The following is a 16,445-nucleotide window of genomic DNA, read 5'->3' as shown; positions in this document are numbered from 1 at the left end:
CCGATCAATGATTGACCATACGACTGTCAACTCATAGTACGCTAAAGTAGAGCATAGAGTTGATGAGTCTACATGAATATTATCGTACGGTTTACCAAATCAAGTGGCAAATTAACTAGAAATACCATCTCGTAAAAATCCTATTTACTTATTTTACTGATCGGTTGCTTTACTTCACCTCATTTGTTTGCCACGACTTTCGTATACTGATAAATGTACCAACACTGTTTGGGTAAAGTTTCCCGGCATCCACAGCCAGACTCCCTGTAAGTTGAATACCCCCTAAAACATTAACAGGCGCAGCAACTGAAGCATAAGCCGAAAATTGATTTCGAACAGATTCAAAAGGTTGGTTATAGGTACCAAAATTTCGGCTGTACGATAGTTTCACCTGATAGGTTATAGGGTTTGCCAACACCCGCCACCGCATAGGTAAACTTCCTGCCAGTCCTGTATGAAAGACATAAACCCGATTGTTTGCCGTGAATGTGCCACTAGGATATTGATCATTAGGACCCAGAGCGGGCGGAATAAAGGGTGTACCGATTGTGTGCTGCCGATACGCCCATCCGTCACGGAATTGCTGATGATTAAAATAATCATCTTTCCCCCGCTTGCCTGGATCATCAATTATAAATTCGGGTCCACCCTGGCTGGTCGTATTTAAAAATTCAAATAAAATGTCACGCACGATAGCGTTAGGCGCATTTCTCCGAATTCGCATGCCGTTCAGGCCATCAGCAATATTAATCAGGTAGAATAGCGACCCGTCTTCATAGATACTCTGGCGATAGAAATACAACGTGTTTCGTACCAGGTCAATCTCGATTGCCACGTCTACCGATCCAAGATGATTCCCAACCCGGTTAGTCAAATCAAAATAATTATATTGGCTGGTATCTGTCTGTTTAGGATATAGAGTCGATACAACATAAAAATAATTCATCAGGCCTGATGGTAACTTACCATTAGCCTGAATAGAAGGCGGTATATTGGCAGGATCGGCAATCTTCCCCCCCCATACGGCCTGATGGTTTAACCCGCCATATACCCGCACAACATCCTGCGTTCGGCCAAAACGAAAGTAGAGTGATTTTTGATGCAGCATGGAGTTTTTTATATACCCGTTCGCATCCATATAGCCGTGTGCAAATGTTCCCTGAACAGCTAACCAGCCTTTTGTAAAACCTATTGGCGTGAAACTGGGAATTGAAATTTGAAATTTGGGAATTGGCATTGCATTGCCCGACCAGGCATATGAACCCGTCGATAATGTTGAATCGGCCAAACCGAACTTCTCCCGTCGTCTTCCGATGTAAACTTCGAAAATACCTCTTCTTACTTTTACGTATGCTTCGGGAAGCAACACCTGCCGCTCATAAGGCAGGTGGTTCTGATTGGCATTGGCAACAACATTAAGTCCATATCCCAGATCATATTTTGAGTTACGCCATCGCCCGGTACTGTGTCGAGCCGTATCATAATCGCTATACAAACCAGCGCGGAAAGTTGCTGAAGGCGATTGATTCGAGACAATGCCATACTGATTTGTCCGTAACCAGAATGGCGTTTCAGTCGACGAAGACAGGTAGGTTCCTATTTCAGCAGTGTATTGAGTAGGCTTACGAATAGGTTGTGCCTGTATAGTAAATGAAACAATGATCAAAAAGGAGAATACGTACAACAAGCTTGACTTTGCGCAAGGATGCATTGACTGTCGATTAGAATGTGGGTGAAAGAGGGTACTTATATAAGGTCCTGTACTTCTCTTTAGTATAAGTTACCTTACTTTTTGAGACTATGGTCGTGCAAAACTAATGAAGCTTAAATAAAAAAGAGACCCGTTTGTCAGGAACGGGTCTCTTTTTGGTACATTTTTTGTTACCAATAAAATTTAATTTTTAACTAAGCGGCCAACGGCTTTCTGTTTATTAGATTCAATAATAGGAATATAAACACCGGCATTTGCGGCTGTTGGTTGCCACTCTATTTGATGCTTTCCGGCCGATTGACTTTCATTCTGGATAAGTTGACTAATAACTTTCCCCTGTGCATCTGTGATCAACAAAGTTACACTACCATCTGCGGGTAGATAATAATCAATCGTAGTAGACTGTTGAAAAGGATTAGGATAGGCTTTCAACTGCAGCGAAACTTCGGATGTTTTACTAACAACTGGTTTAATATCAGCAGTGAATAAGCTACCACTTTTAGCGTTAAAACCGGGCAGCATTGTAATCGAACGACCAGCCTGATAAGCAACAGTACTAGTTGTACCTACTGTGTTTACAGCTTCTATCGTTTCTACAGCTTGTTCCAGGTACTGACCTGATTTTTCGTAGTTCAATTGAATTCGCAATGATTGCGGAGTCGTCTGCGCAAATGTCAGTAAGGATAGACAACATCCCGTTAGAGTTAGTAGGAGTCTCATATTACTTGCGTGTTTTAGCCTGTAGTTTGTTCATCCGTTGCTCCAGCCGAGTGCTTTTCTGTTTTAATATGTCATTCTCTTTTTTCAATTCGATAACGTACAGAGTTAGTTCTTCCACCTTTTCAAGCAGTTTGGCCTGCATCTTGCCAACGTCGACACCTTCTTTAACGACTTCTTCGGCTGACGGAACGCCTGGCAGGTGCTTTTCCTGATTGATATATTTTTCTACCTGACGCAGACCACGGAGCTTGTAGCCTTGTTCAAACACACGGTCAGACCAATCATCCGTACTTTTCACAGCAACTTTTACTTTCTCTGTTAATACTCCATCAGCCACGTATAGACGATATCCGGCTGGCGTTTTACTAACACCGGGTCCTATTACAACTCCGCCCACGTTTGTATTTTGAAGGTTATTTCCATCACTTGACCATAAGGCATCCGCTTCGGAAGCAGCGACGCGACCACTACCCGCAGCAACTGTCGCCAGAATAACATCACCACTTGCGTTCACTGTCAGGAATTTACTCGATGTAGCAGTTGTACTGGCAGCACTTGTCAAGTTCGTCAAACGCAAGCCCGATGTACCAGTCGTACTTGATACAAGCTCTAGTTTAGCAGCGGGGGCCGATGTACCAATACCGATATTGGCACTATTGCCTAAAACGATAGCATTAGAAATAGCTACCTGTGCGTTAGCTCCGATAGCTCCAGCATTTGTCAAATTACTAGACCCACCAACTACGTTTGCACCATATCCAATAAATAGATTATACGAACCGGTAAAATTGTCTATTCCAGCATATTGACCAATGCTAGTGTTACGGTCTCCATTAGTTGTACGTAAACTTGAACCATCTCCAATAGCTGTATTACCTATTCCTGAAATTAGAGAACTGCCAGAGCTATTCCCCATAAAAAGGTTATAATTTCCTGTTCTGTTACTTACTCCTGCTTGCTGTCCTAAAAATAAATTACCTAAACCTGTTGTGTTATTTAAACCAGTGGACAAGCCAATAAACACGTTGTATCCTCCAGATTGATTATTCTTTCCAGCATCAGCACCAATAAAAGTATTTCCGGGAGCAGTATTACTAACACCCGTATTTGCACCTATAAATGTGTTTTGGACAGCACTACTTCCTGAAGCACCAGCCAAAGAACCTAAATAGGTATTACCAGCTCCAGTTGTATTGGCACTTCCAGCGTCTGAGCCCAAGAATGTATTATTACTACCTAGTGTATTGGCGTAACCAGCTCCGCTACCAAAGAATGCGTTATAATTTCCCTGCGTATTGAAATATCCCGCATTGTATCCAGCAAAAGCATTGTTATAGCCACTGCCGTTTGTATAACCAGCATTCGACCCAAGAAATGTATTATTATTACCAGTTGTGTTACCAAAACCTGCACTGTATCCTAAAAATGAATTATTCTGCCCAGAACTATTCTTGCTACCTGCAGAGGCACCAAGAAAAGCATTTTGAGTACCAGCCATATTCAATATACCAGTGCCTCGACCAATAAACAGATTACTGGCACCACTCATATTAAGATTGCCGGCACCCACCCCAACCAAGGTATTGTCGGAACCGGGAGTTGCTGAAGATGGTGTAGAAGCCACATAGTTTGTTTGTGCCAGTAACTGGAAAGGTAAAGCAAGACACAAGATAAGTTGTAGAATGTGTTTCATGACATATAAAAGAATGATGGTTTATCTTAAGTTTTTTTCTAAATCTTAACCGTAATGAATATATAATAACGTTACAATCGTGGAAGAAGCAAAAATAATGCCACAACTAGTTAATATAACGCTTTAATTGATAACTAAATATTCATCACTAACATCCAAATATCCAATAAATTTACTGTTTCGCACTATTTTTCATGGGAATAATTTTCAAGATTGACAATTTGTCCAAAGATTTCTCTTCACCAACAGTACCCTTTACGTTCCAATTTCCTGTTTGTCCAGCTACATTGTTAAAAGAATACCCATGTTGATGTAATATTTTAGAGCGGGAATCGATAACGGAGTTAAAATTTGCCCAAAGCCCTGTGCAATTCCAAATCTCAACTACATCTCCATTAAGGCTTTGTGCTGGAATGGACCCAGAGCAATTAATAAACTTGTTATTTGTTAAGTATAACTTATCTACCAAGTTGGCAAAAAAGCCGTTCGCACCTGAACGGTTTACAGTATTTCCTGATACAGTGATATTTGACAAACGCTTAGTCTCCCCTTGATTGAGCTGATTTTTTGCACCTAAAGAAAGTAAACAAATAGCTGCTCTGCCAGTAGAAGCTTGCCCAAAATTGGACAAATCGAGGCCGTTAATATTTAAAGTATTACATGAATTTGTAATAATATTACCCTCAATTCTAACTTTATTAACTAAAGCCGTCCCACCAGGATACATGTCTTGTGCATTAAATACTGAAATACCAGCAATTACAGAGTTTTTAAAATTATTATTTAAAATAGAAACATTAAATGCACCTATAGAACCTAGACCTTGATAAGCATTTTCAACTACGTTACCTTGGGCAACAAAATTGCTTGCCTGAGAATATCCGAACTTAGACAACTGTTTCTTCTGTTGGGGGATGCCATAATCGTGAAATGACATCGCGTCATCCTTAATATATCTATATCTGTTATACAAATACTTGACATTTGCTGAGTAATGTGAGTATGTCCCATCTCGGAAAGTATGCTCAATAAACGAATCACGTATAGTAACTTTGTTACTATTGGTAATGGCAATCCCCATTTCTGGCGAATTAACTATATGAATTTTCCTTACCACCACGTTCTGGCATCCATCGAATTGAATAACATGTTGGCTACCATCACCATTTTTAACTGGCATAGTAGCATATCCGAAGTCACCGCCAGTAATTTCTACATTCGAACAGTTTTGAAAATAGAATGATGGTTTTGAAATATCCGCATTAAGAAATTTAGCATTTTTTATCACTAATCTCTTTCGCTTAATCTTGTCTATAACAATTCGATCAGATATTTTATAGTGTGCCTTCTGCTTTTGGTTATAGATTTCTAACACATTGGAATTTAACGCTCTGCTGATGGCCTCCGTATCATCACTCAAGCCATCGCCTTTGGCGCCAAACTGCTCTAAAGACATTCGCAATACATTTGCTTTCTTTAAAGGTGGGCCATTTGAATTGAATTTAAAATAAATATCCGAAAAACTCAGATAAGAAGAATTATATACAAAAAAATTATCTTTTGTATTTAAACCACTAACTGGTAAATAAATTAAAGAAAAATTGAATAAAATTAAGTTAATAATCAATCCCTTATACATAGCTTATTTAATTAATATAGTGTTCAGTAAAGAGTATAGGCATACAATAAATAAATTACCGTAACCAGAACGATTTATGCATACTTATTCTACTCTTTAAATTGACAGGTATATATGCTTCTAAGCGACCAAGCCGATAACCAATATATTTGGCTAAAGTACGAATGACTTGTTCCATTATTAGTGTAGAGTGGCCATTCTCTCTTAAAAATTGTATTTCTTGTCGAACATACTTAATTCCTTCAGATTCTGCTTGTGAAAACTCTTTTAAAACTTCCTTTTGTTCGTTATGAAACACGCCAATATCAAAATATCGCTTAAATTCTTCCGTTATCGAATAATCATGTGAATGGAATACTTCAGCTTCTGCACAATAAGCAATGGAAAGCCCTCTAAGAATCATGCGAGCTGCTACAGAAACATCTTCACCAAGTATAGTATCGTCAGGGAATTCACCAACAGATTTTAAAGCATCTTTTTTATAAGCGGCAAAAGAGTTAGAGCATGAACAAGTTTTAATGCCCAATTTTGAGATCAAAGATTTATCTTTTATCAAACTTGTTCCAGGATAATTAGTCATCCTAGCAAATCTACCAAAAATTTTTGTTTCAGCATAGGGTAATTGTCTTCCATAAGCCATTGCTATATTATCACTGCTACACAACATGTTTACTAATAATTCAAATGTATTAGAAGTGACAGGTAATGCATCTTGTGTCATAAACAATACGATATCTCTTTGAGCAATATTCAAGCCGAGATTTCGTGTAGATCCATGATTAAATGATGCTTGATCTATATTGACTAAAGTTGCCTTAGTACCATTTAACAACTCCTTTGTACCGTCAGTGGACCCAGAATCAATTATAATTAATTCATGTGCTAATGTTTGCTGACCTAGCTTCTGCAATAACTTTGGCAAGTAAGAAATAGCATTGTATGTTGGAATAACGACAGAAATCATTTACAAATCAATATTATGATTACATTAACTTAATAAGCGAATTGAAATATTAATTAATAATGTAATGCGATTTAAAATTCTATCAGAAAGGCCATAACCAGTCTCACTTGTGGGCGATAAATTTCCTCCATGACGTGTATAATTTATTAAAGGCTTAGGGTAAAAACAAACTTTACCTTTTACCTCTACCAACAAACCGATCCACCAGTCATGCATATGAATTGAATGAGGTAAGGGCAGTACGTAGTCTAAAACCTCACGTCTGAAAGCCATGCAGCACCCGTTATAGGAATTTCTGTACACATTATGCCAGAACCCCGGCTGACTATTCCTAATATGAAAAAAAGATTCATGAACAACGTAACCATCTTTATTAACAATTCTGCAATCGGATAAAACTAAATCAAATTCCTTTAGAATGTTAACAGAATCACCCACTTTATTAGATAGCCACTCATCATCTTGATCTGATAGAAATATAATATCTCTAGTTGCAAATTTAAGCGCATTTTCAAAATTACTGATCGGGCCTTTTCGTCCCTTGTTCAGGATAATCCTAACTCTGGAATCTCCTATTCCTTCAATTATTTGCCACGTATTATCAGTAGAATTATCATCTGATATAATGACTTCATCCTCTTCTCCCAACTGTAACAATATTGATTTAAGCTGACGCCCAATAAATTCAGCTCCATTGTACGTGGCAATGCATACGCTTACACTCATTTTTGTGATATCAATATTTTAAAGTGATTTTAGGGAGAACTAATTTCACTTTTTTTATCCTAAAATAATATCGACCAAAATATCCGAAAATAAGAGGATAAATTAACTGAAAGCTTAAACCTGTAAATCTTATCATATTATCAAATGTACTGAATAAACCTATAGTACACAGTATCGATACTGTCGTAGAAAAGTAGGGCTTGTTCTGTTTAATCAAAAAAGAGAATAAGGTCATAATACCCATTAGCGTCGAAAATATCAAAATGACACCGACCCATCCCATTCGCCTAAATGGATCATAGTACATACTACCAACTGTCAAAAAACTTGCAATAAGATATTTTCCACTCTCATTTTTGTCTGGATCATCTTTAGGATCAATAATCCTCTTGGTTATAAAATCAGGTATTAATTCACTGCCAATAAATGTAAATAGATTGTACCTGATATAGACTGCGTCATTAACTGCATTTTGAAAGTTGGCCAATGGGGAAGATGCGTACAAGTAAAACCAAAAATATTCGCCAGGAATGAAGCTATCTCTAAATTCTTCCTTTGCCTCTGCTATCTCAAAAAGGTAATCTTCGTGGTCTTTGAATGATCTAGCAAAACCAATGAACCCAAACATATAAAACACAAAGAATAATAATATGGTAAGTTTGGCAAATGCTCTGTAAGTAATGTAAGCTTTCTTTTGACTATAAATAACAAAGCAAGACATAAGTGTCATTAATGTTGAACCTCTATTTACAACTAAGATACTTACAACAAATAATATTATTAAATAAAATAAAAGCAACTTATTTTTATTACTAACATACTGATGATATAAGTACACAGTGTAAAAAGGTGATACTGTTTGAAGAAACACATGAAATGTGGGAATACCAAAGTCATAATGTGAGTGTGCTTCTCCACTAAAAATCATAATAAGTGGAATACCGCCATTATAAATAAACTCGCAAATATATCCTAGCACAATCAATGATGTAAACAATAAATTATACGAGCTTACCTTTATATCTGAGTATTTAAATCTTTTCTGAAAAACTCTACCTAAAGCTACGGATATTAGAATGCTTAGTACAATAAATATTAAAATATTTAAATCAAGTTTAGGATATAAGTAAGACCAGCTCCATGTATAAACAAACAATACAAAGCTGAAACCCAAAGAGTAACAATAGAAGGGATTCCCTAAAAATTTTATATTTATCATAAATCAGATATAAGAAAGGTAAAGATTCACACATTTATCTTTCCCAAATTCTTAGATAGTGCATCCCTTATAGCCTTAATTAGATAGATGAATCTATTTTTTTTATCATCATCTAGTAAAAAGGACTTTAGTGATTCAATTATTACCAACTTCAAGATTTTCATACAAAAAAAAGGAGCAGAAAATACATAACTATTGATTATGTAAAGTCCATTTCTAGTAAAATAATACAACCTCAGTGGACTGTGCGAAACAAAATTATATTTATAGCCAAGCAAGTAAATACTTTTACTTGTACCCAGTCTATGATTAAGTTTAACGTCAGCAATTTCAATTATCTCATAGTCCAATAGGTTAAGCCTTATTCCAAATTCATGGTCAACATGATCTATGAATAGCTTTTCATTGTAAGCACCTACCTTCTGATAAGCATGTAAATTAACTATGTTACCAGATGTCATTGTAAAAAGAACTTTTTTATACTCTACATGTTTCAATGGTTTACTATGTGATACAGAAATAATTCCAAGTTTGTTAGAATATGGGTATTTATTATGAAAACTAATCATACTCTCTACCATATCAACAGGAGCTTTACTATCATCATCCATTGTAAGTAAATGAGAATATCCATCTTTTATAGCAGCTTGAGCAGCCACGTTTAAAGCATATGCTACGCCTTTGTTATCCTCATTGTTGATATAGTGTATTTTAGATATCTGACCAATGTACTGGCTTACATTTATTGCTGGCTTGTCAGAGTTATCAACAACGTATAACTTATCAACCTGATGTAAATAAGTTTTAATATTTTCAAAAAACTGATCATCCGGGTTATATAAAACGACAACGCCTGCAATGTCAGTTAAATCAATTCGCTTTGATGCACTCATTATAAATGGGTCTCGTGCTCGCTAATATAAAATACTACTTAATATGAGTTATACTTTGTGGCCATACAAAACTCGTCTTATCATTTTTTGTGTATAGTATAAGTTTAATGATAAGGTTAGTAATAAATTTTTTAGCTTGCCATCAACATGGCGTTTCCTAACCATGTTCGTCTCGAAAAGTGACTGGGATAATTGACTGCTGGTACCTCCAGAATTACAACGAGCAATTATAGCAGGGATGTGTAATACAGGAAGTTTTTTTACATAATTAATAAGGTTTAATTCATAATCGGCCAATATCTTCAAGGAGTTGTCGTATCTAAAAGAGGTGAAATTTTCTCTGCTGTAAAATGCTCCTTGATGATGTAGTGTATTCTGCAGTAGAGTTCTATAACCTAAAAAAGATTGCATTCGATAACCATTGTCAAAAACTACGTCGCCAAAAACTATCTTGTATTTATCGTTTAGAAATGGGACTATCTTTTCCAAAATGTCAGGACTTAATTCATCGTCAGAACCTAGAAAATACAACCACTCCCCTTCAGCTCTATCAATTCCTTTATTCATAGCATCATAAATACCGCTATCTACCTCGCTGATGCATAGTTTAATTTTATCCTTAAATTTTTCAATTACAGTCAATGATCCATCGGTACTGCCACCATCTATAATAATGAGTTCATAATTACTGTAGTTTTGATTTACGATACTTTCAAGAGCTGCTTCGAGACAAATAACAGCATTAAATACCGGTACAATGATGGATATAAGCGGTTTACTTGTTTCTTTTGCCAATTGCATCGAATTTCCTATTATACATTTGTGTTTTTTTTCTCTTCTCAGTGATTATGTCTATCGTTTATAATCAGCTTCAGCGCCACGACATGCAAAGTGGAATAGGGCCACGAATTAGTGTAATTGTTGCTGTATATAATGCCGAAAAATACCTTGAACAGTGTATTTCGAGCATATTGTCACAAAGTTACGGGAATTTTGAGTTAATCATTATAGATGGCTTATCCAAAGACAAGTCTACGTCGATTATTGAATCTTATGGAACCAAAGTAAATTACTGGGTAAGCGAACCTGATCAGGGCATTTACGATGCCTGGAATAAAGGTATAGCTGTAGCAACCGGCAGCTGGTTCACTTTTGTAGGGGCAGATGATGTTCTATATGAATACGCGTTCGAATCCTATATAAATCATATCCTGTTGCATCAGAATAGCCATCGACTTGATTTTCTTTCCTCATATATTGAACTGGTTACTGAAGAACTGGCGCCTATACGTACTATAGGCAGCATGTGGAAATGGCAAGAGTTCAAAATCAATATGACGACAGGCCATGTAGGATGTTTTCATGCCAGAAGCCTGTTTGAGACATATGGTTACTTTGACAGCACGTACAAAATATCTGGAGATTACGAGCTGCTCCTACGTGCAAAGGAGAATTTGAAAGCTGATTTTGTGCCTGTAGCAACCGTTCGTATGCGAACTGGTGGAGTCAGTGCCAGTCAATTGAAAAAAGCTATAGATGAAACGTATAGAGCAAAAGCTAAAAATAATATTCTTCCGCTGTGGAAGGCTCGTACATTAGCGGTTGTTGATAAGGTTCGTATTAAATTCAATATTTAGATTCTATTAATTCTCCGTCAATTCTAAACCAGTTTCTGATACAGCTCAACAGTTTGCCGGACTGTGTTGTCCCAGGAAAATTGCTTTAATCGATCTTTGCCTTTTTTCACCAACTCTGCCCGTAAACTAGGTTCAGTTATTACCCTCTCTATACCATGAGCTATTGAGTCTTCACTGAGTGGATCTATATAAAATGCAGCCTCTCCGGCTACCTCCGGCAATGAGCTTGTGTTACTTACAACACACGGACAATCGCATGAAAATGCCTCCAAGACAGGTATGCCAAATCCCTCATATAAAGATGGGAATACAAAGGATATAGCACTTTTGTACAATTTTGGCAATATTTTATCATTTACTGGAGAATATTCCACCAAGTCAGACACAAACAAGGATTTAAATAAATCCTGTTCTTCCAAACTAAAAACTCCACCGCCTGCGCAAATTAATTTTACATCGTATTTAATCAGTATACCTGAAGATGCTCTTATAAATGTTTCAAAATTCTTATATCCATTACGATTACCTACGTATAATAAATAGGGTTTATCAGATTTGAAACTTTCTTTTTCGGAAGTATTTGCCTCATTAACAAATGAACTTCCCAAATAGATTACGCTAATCTTTTCAGGTGCTACACCCAGCAATTCTACCATATCGTTTTTTGTACTTTCTGATATAGCTATTAAATGTGCAGAGCTTTTTGCTATCTTTCTTTTATTTTCACTTATTGATTTATCCTGTGACAGGTCAGAAAATTTATGAGCTAAGCGCTCATAAGTCATATCATAAAACGTTGTCACGAGAGGTTTCTTGGTATTTAAATTACCCAGAAAATCATCAAAGTATGTTGCGTGATAAATATCGTAATTGTTTAATCTTGCATCAACAATGTTGAATAGTTTATTAGAAGTGCTAAGTAATCTGTGTTTTCCAGGAAGAGGGTAGGTAAGTCCTGACAAGCCATATTCTTTCACGTGTGCATTATTAGACCATAGTAATGACAGGTGTGCATTATTTATGTCTGAGCTATTTATTCCATTAATCAGTTCACAGAAATAGCGCGATATACCACCATAATTTTGAAGACTGAATGCTTGATGGTCAAAGAAGATTTTCACGTTCTAGAATGTTTCAGTTAATCCTGTTTTGACATTTACAACCGGTTGACCAAGGATTTCTTTCCTTCTTTCCGGTTCGTTAGCAAATGTCAAATTTCCTTCTTTATCTCTTCCTTCTCTAAAGCGAGCATGTACGAACCCTTCTTCTGGCGAAAGTACCTGCAGTTCACTTACCAAATTATTTTTAACAAAATATGCATTATTACCAGCTTTGTTGCAACCAACGAGAGCGTACCCTTTCAGCTTCCCCAAGTCGCAAAGTGCCTGGAGTGATGCTCCGAAATACAATCCCGAGTAATGGGCGTCCATTCTATAATAGTCAGGTTTATATGGAATAGTTATAGACCGTTCTGAGCCGAACAAACTATTGTATTCAATAACAACTATGTCGGGATCGCAAACGTTAATTGCTTGCCATACCCAATAGTCATTACCATCTATATCTATACTAAGGATGCCTATTTTACCGCTAAACCCATTTTCCTGTAGTAACTGATTTATATTTTCAGCCGTAATGAATGAACTTATAGCCGTTAAATTATATCGCCAATATATAGGATCGTTTTTAATGTAAGCAATATTGTCTGGTGAACCATCGATAACAAGTCCCTGCCAGTTGTCATGCATCAATAGAAAGCGCGTATTTGATTCTTCGTAACTTTCAACACCAAACTCAACAAATTTATCGACCTTGATGGGTATTCTATTTAATAGAAACTGTATAATTCCATCATCACCAAATTGCGAAAATACCTTAAATTCTGCCTCTTTTATTGACTTCGCCTGACTGCTGTTTTTTGCAAGCATACTGCCCATCAGGAAACGGACTTCAAAATTATCCTGTTTAGATCGTTTAATCTCTTGAATAATATTCTTAATTTTCTTTAAGAGTGTCATATTTTATCAGGCAGATATTGTCAATTTTACTGAGTTATCTTTCAACTTAGTTCAAACAAGTTGTAGCATTTTAATATACAACTATCTAATTATGAATGTGATTTACAGGCTTTTGACTCCTACTAACTGCTGCAGTCTGGTAAACTTTCTTGCCCACCATGTAGGAAACTGAAAAAAGCGACCCATTGCAAATTCTGTAGCTTCGTGATTCAGTTCAGGCTTATCTGGAAATCTCATCGATTTGACATCCATCGGAATTGTGGGAATATTGGCCATTTCGGAATCTGTCGTAGTATGAGTTGCCGTCTGATCAAAACCAATGTTAGAAACCAGGTTTTGATTCGGTGTTATACAGACTCCTTCACAACGCCAGATTGTAAATACCCATTGGTAATCCCAAGTATCAACACGTCCCGCATATACATCATCGAATGATCGTTTCCAGAATCTGCGAGATCCCACATTTGACGTAATGCTGTTTAGTTTACCTGACTGCTCAAAAGCAGCATACTCCTTCATACTCACATCGTACTGCTTCCAGGCTCTTCGCCAAGTTGCCCATCCCCAGATATGAGGAATGCTAGTAAAAAAATAGGAGTCTGTTCCCCATGTCAATCCTTTATACAGATTGCAGCCGCCAATATGCATAACCTTATCTTCACTGGCATACTTCTTTAGAAGCGTATGGCAGAAATCAAAAAAAGTACTATCTGGAAGGCAGTCATCTTCCAGAATAATACCCTGCTCTACCTGGTTAAAGAACCAATCTATAGCTTGGCTTACAGCAACTTTACAACCCAAATTATGCTCCCGTATGAGTTTGACTACTTTGCAGGGCCAATCTATTTCATCCAATAAATCCAGGCACTGCTGAACGCCCTCTATGTCTTTATCAACCCCTGTACGTGGTCCATCAATAGCGACAAAAAGCTGTGCAGGCTTAACTACCCTAATATGCTCCAACACTTGCCGAGCATGCTTTGGCCGGTTGAATAATATAAGCAAAACAGGTGTATTGAATCCCCGATCGCTGTTTAGATTAGTCTCATTATGCATTTACACCAAATTCATTAGCCATAAAATACCCATTCCAGGTGGCATACCCCACCAGGCGATAGTTACTTTGTGCCATTTTACTGTATATCGGATTGAGTAAAGGGTTCACCAGATCAAAAGAATGCATTTCAATAACAATGAGTTTTGGCCTGAATTTCTTTAAATCAATCGAATTCAACACATTATAATCATGCCCTTCCACATCAATCGACAATAGGTCGATTGATGTGGAAGGGGGTAAGTTCTCTTCAATTATTGAATTTAGAGTTCTCGTTTTTAGCGTAGTTTGACGATTAACACGCTGTGTATCTTTATGTCGATCGTAGAAGTCAGTGTCGATCGTACTGATTTCATCCATATCGAATTCATAAAAAGTTACTTCTTTTTCCTCATCCGAAACAGCGGCACAAATAGCAATATCATTTGGGCGAATCGTTTTGTGCATGTTAACCATTTTAAGGTTAGCATCAACAGTTATCCCTTTCCAGCCCTGTTGGTATAAACCGAAGGTATTAGAATGCTGAATTGGCTCGTTACTACCAACTTCAACGTAAAACCCATTTGTGATTGACTCAAGAATATTTTTTATAATAATATCTTCGCCAGTTTGAGAATAAGCCAGGTATGCGTTTTTATTAAAAAACCTACGAACATATTCCAGTAAGCCAAAACGAATGGCATAACTAATTGAAAATTGTTTGAACAAGCAGTTTAGTGTCTTCATTTTAATAAACAGGTAGCGCACTTGGTCAACTAATTTTGACTGTCATAGGCCGTTGTAATGTAAGGAAGTTGATGAATGATTTTGATTGCAAATTAAATACAGTTCTGGCTGGCTTAAAAAACAAATTCAGCACATACGCCTGTAACCCATAAGCGATAAGTGTAGCTATAGAAGCACCCAGTGCGCCAAACTCTGGAATTAGCAGATAATTCAAGTAAACATTTATAAAAGCTCCAGCGATTGTTTTGATTAAAACAAATTTTTGTAGATTCTTAATAATCATCAAATTATTTGTTCCTACACCGGTAAAAACAAATACACCGGCCCAAATATGCACACTTAAAATAATAGCAGCATGTTCATAATCCGCTCCATAAAGTAAATCGATTAGCTGATGTGAAAAAAGACTTACAAATATGGCCAGAGCAATACTTATGTATGTTAGTACATTGATCAATTCCTGATATTGTTTGTAGAATTTTTCTTTATTGACTGACCAGGATTCAGCAATTTTTGGATAAAAAGATGTGTTGATAGCGATTGCAATAAAATACCATGTCTCAGATAATCGCAACGCGGCACCATACAGGCCCAATTCTTTGTCTGTAGATAAAGATTCAATCATAAATTGATCCACCTTCATATAAACAAATACAAAAAATTCTGTAATCATAATAGGCCAAGATATGCGTAGCAACTGCCCTATCAGTTCATAGCTAATTGCCTGTCGAAAATTGGAAGCAATTTTAGCTATCCGGTTTTGGTAAATGCCAACAATTAATCCATATACAATAACCATTTCGGCTATGTTAATGAGTGCCAAAAACAGTATACCTTGCTTGGTTAGCAAGGCATAAACACGAATAATAGAGGCTAGCCCAAAGGAGATCAATTTTACAACAACAGATAATTTTGCTTTTGTTTGAGATTGGAAATAGGTATCAATTATATCCGAACTTTGCAGGATGAGAATTAGTCCAGTTACATTAATTAAAAAAAATAGTTGTGGATTATCCCGATTGAGAATGTAGTTAAGACAACAACTTAGGCCATACATTAAACAGCCAGCCAAAAGCTTTATAAACAATCCCGTTTGAAGTAATCTTCGTTGCTCCAAAGGATTACCATTGTTTGACACAAACTCGACCATCAATGTATTTGTCAGGCCAAAGCCAGCAAAAGCAGCTAGTATCGTTGGAAAAAGGGTTGCATAATTTAATACCCCAAATTCTGCTGGCCCCAGATAACGAGCGATCCATAAACTAACTAACATCCCAATCGCCATGCGGAAGATTTTGTCAAAAAATATCCAGCCAATATTTGCTAAGATTTTCCGCATTGTACACTACCTGATAATTAATAAAATTTAGATATAGAGAGGTTTTGAGACCGACCTATAAGACAACTGATTGATTAATAGACCCCTATTATTAACTTTATTATAG

At 36.7% G+C, this 16,445-nt stretch carries 15 protein-coding genes; 1 reads left to right on the top strand and 14 read right to left on the bottom strand.

Annotation, left to right across the window (positions count from 1 at the left end; all coding sequences use genetic code 11):
• Nucleotides 1–169: 169 nt before the first annotated feature.
• The 9 genes from CWM47_RS26425 to CWM47_RS26385 form a co-directional block, all read right to left on the bottom strand.
• Nucleotides 170–1,711, bottom strand: a complete 1,542-nt coding sequence (locus CWM47_RS26425) for a capsule assembly Wzi family protein (RefSeq protein WP_100991494.1) — start codon at nt 1,709–1,711, stop codon at nt 170–172.
• Nucleotides 1,712–1,894: 183 nt separating this feature from the next.
• The gene (locus CWM47_RS26420; RefSeq protein ID WP_240625483.1) at nt 1,895–2,347 is read right to left on the bottom strand and encodes a T9SS type A sorting domain-containing protein; all 453 of its coding nucleotides are present in this window, start codon (nt 2,345–2,347) and stop codon (nt 1,895–1,897) included.
• Nucleotides 2,348–2,432: 85 nt separating this feature from the next.
• Nucleotides 2,433–3,980: a beta strand repeat-containing protein gene (locus CWM47_RS26415; RefSeq protein WP_100994062.1), complete on the bottom strand. Its 1,548-nt coding sequence runs from the start codon at nt 3,978–3,980 to the stop codon at nt 2,433–2,435.
• A gap of 316 nt (nt 3,981–4,296) precedes the next feature.
• Nucleotides 4,297–5,763 carry a right-handed parallel beta-helix repeat-containing protein gene (locus CWM47_RS26410; protein ID WP_100991490.1) on the bottom strand — a complete coding sequence of 489 codons (1,467 nt, stop codon included), beginning with the start codon at nt 5,761–5,763 and terminating at the stop codon, nt 4,297–4,299.
• A 55-nt stretch (nt 5,764–5,818) separates the two neighbouring features.
• Complete coding sequence (locus CWM47_RS26405) at nt 5,819–6,727, bottom strand: glycosyltransferase family 2 protein (protein ID WP_100991488.1); 909 nt, start codon at nt 6,725–6,727, stop codon at nt 5,819–5,821.
• Nucleotides 6,728–6,751: 24 nt separating this feature from the next.
• Nucleotides 6,752–7,453, bottom strand: a complete 702-nt coding sequence (locus tag CWM47_RS26400; protein WP_100991486.1) for a glycosyltransferase family 2 protein — start codon at nt 7,451–7,453, stop codon at nt 6,752–6,754.
• A gap of 10 nt (nt 7,454–7,463) precedes the next feature.
• Entirely contained in the window at nt 7,464–8,672 is a 1,209-nt protein-coding gene (locus CWM47_RS26395) for a hypothetical protein (RefSeq protein WP_100991484.1), read from the bottom strand.
• Between the two features lie 26 nt (nt 8,673–8,698).
• Complete coding sequence (locus tag CWM47_RS26390; protein ID WP_100991482.1) at nt 8,699–9,565, bottom strand: glycosyltransferase family 2 protein; 867 nt, start codon at nt 9,563–9,565, stop codon at nt 8,699–8,701.
• Nucleotides 9,566–9,613: 48 nt separating this feature from the next.
• Nucleotides 9,614–10,366: a glycosyltransferase family 2 protein gene (locus CWM47_RS26385; protein WP_100991480.1), complete on the bottom strand. Its 753-nt coding sequence runs from the start codon at nt 10,364–10,366 to the stop codon at nt 9,614–9,616.
• 47 nt (nt 10,367–10,413) lie between these two features.
• Between CWM47_RS26385 and CWM47_RS26380 the strand changes: the two genes are divergently transcribed.
• On the top strand, nt 10,414–11,202 hold the full coding sequence (locus tag CWM47_RS26380; RefSeq protein WP_240625481.1) for a glycosyltransferase family 2 protein: 789 nt from the start codon (nt 10,414–10,416) through the stop codon (nt 11,200–11,202).
• 23 nt (nt 11,203–11,225) lie between these two features.
• Here CWM47_RS26380 and CWM47_RS26375 read toward each other — a convergent pair whose 3' ends face one another.
• From CWM47_RS26375 to CWM47_RS26355, 5 genes are all read right to left on the bottom strand, one after another.
• Nucleotides 11,226–12,323, bottom strand: coding sequence for a glycosyltransferase family 4 protein (locus CWM47_RS26375; RefSeq protein WP_100991478.1), 1,098 nt, complete (start codon nt 12,321–12,323; stop codon nt 11,226–11,228).
• A 3-nt stretch (nt 12,324–12,326) separates the two neighbouring features.
• Nucleotides 12,327–13,220 carry a hypothetical protein gene (locus tag CWM47_RS26370; RefSeq protein WP_100991476.1) on the bottom strand — a complete coding sequence of 298 codons (894 nt, stop codon included), beginning with the start codon at nt 13,218–13,220 and terminating at the stop codon, nt 12,327–12,329.
• A 102-nt stretch (nt 13,221–13,322) separates the two neighbouring features.
• The gene (locus tag CWM47_RS26365; protein WP_100991474.1) at nt 13,323–14,276 is read right to left on the bottom strand and encodes a nucleotide-diphospho-sugar transferase; all 954 of its coding nucleotides are present in this window, start codon (nt 14,274–14,276) and stop codon (nt 13,323–13,325) included.
• A complete protein-coding gene (locus CWM47_RS26360) occupies nt 14,269–15,000 on the bottom strand; it encodes an FkbM family methyltransferase (protein WP_100991472.1) in 732 nt (243 codons plus the stop codon). Before CWM47_RS26360 ends, CWM47_RS26365 begins: the two co-directional genes overlap by 8 nt.
• Nucleotides 15,001–15,025: 25 nt before the next feature.
• The gene (locus CWM47_RS26355; RefSeq protein WP_100991470.1) at nt 15,026–16,339 is read right to left on the bottom strand and encodes a flippase; all 1,314 of its coding nucleotides are present in this window, start codon (nt 16,337–16,339) and stop codon (nt 15,026–15,028) included.
• Nucleotides 16,340–16,445: the final 106 nt, after the last annotated feature.

Origin of the sequence: Spirosoma pollinicola (assembly GCF_002831565.1) — a bacterium.
In the GTDB taxonomy this organism is placed as follows: domain Bacteria; phylum Bacteroidota; class Bacteroidia; order Cytophagales; family Spirosomataceae; genus Spirosoma; species Spirosoma pollinicola.
Note: the sequence above shows the minus strand (reverse complement) of the source record. Positions and strands in the feature narration are given on the sequence as shown.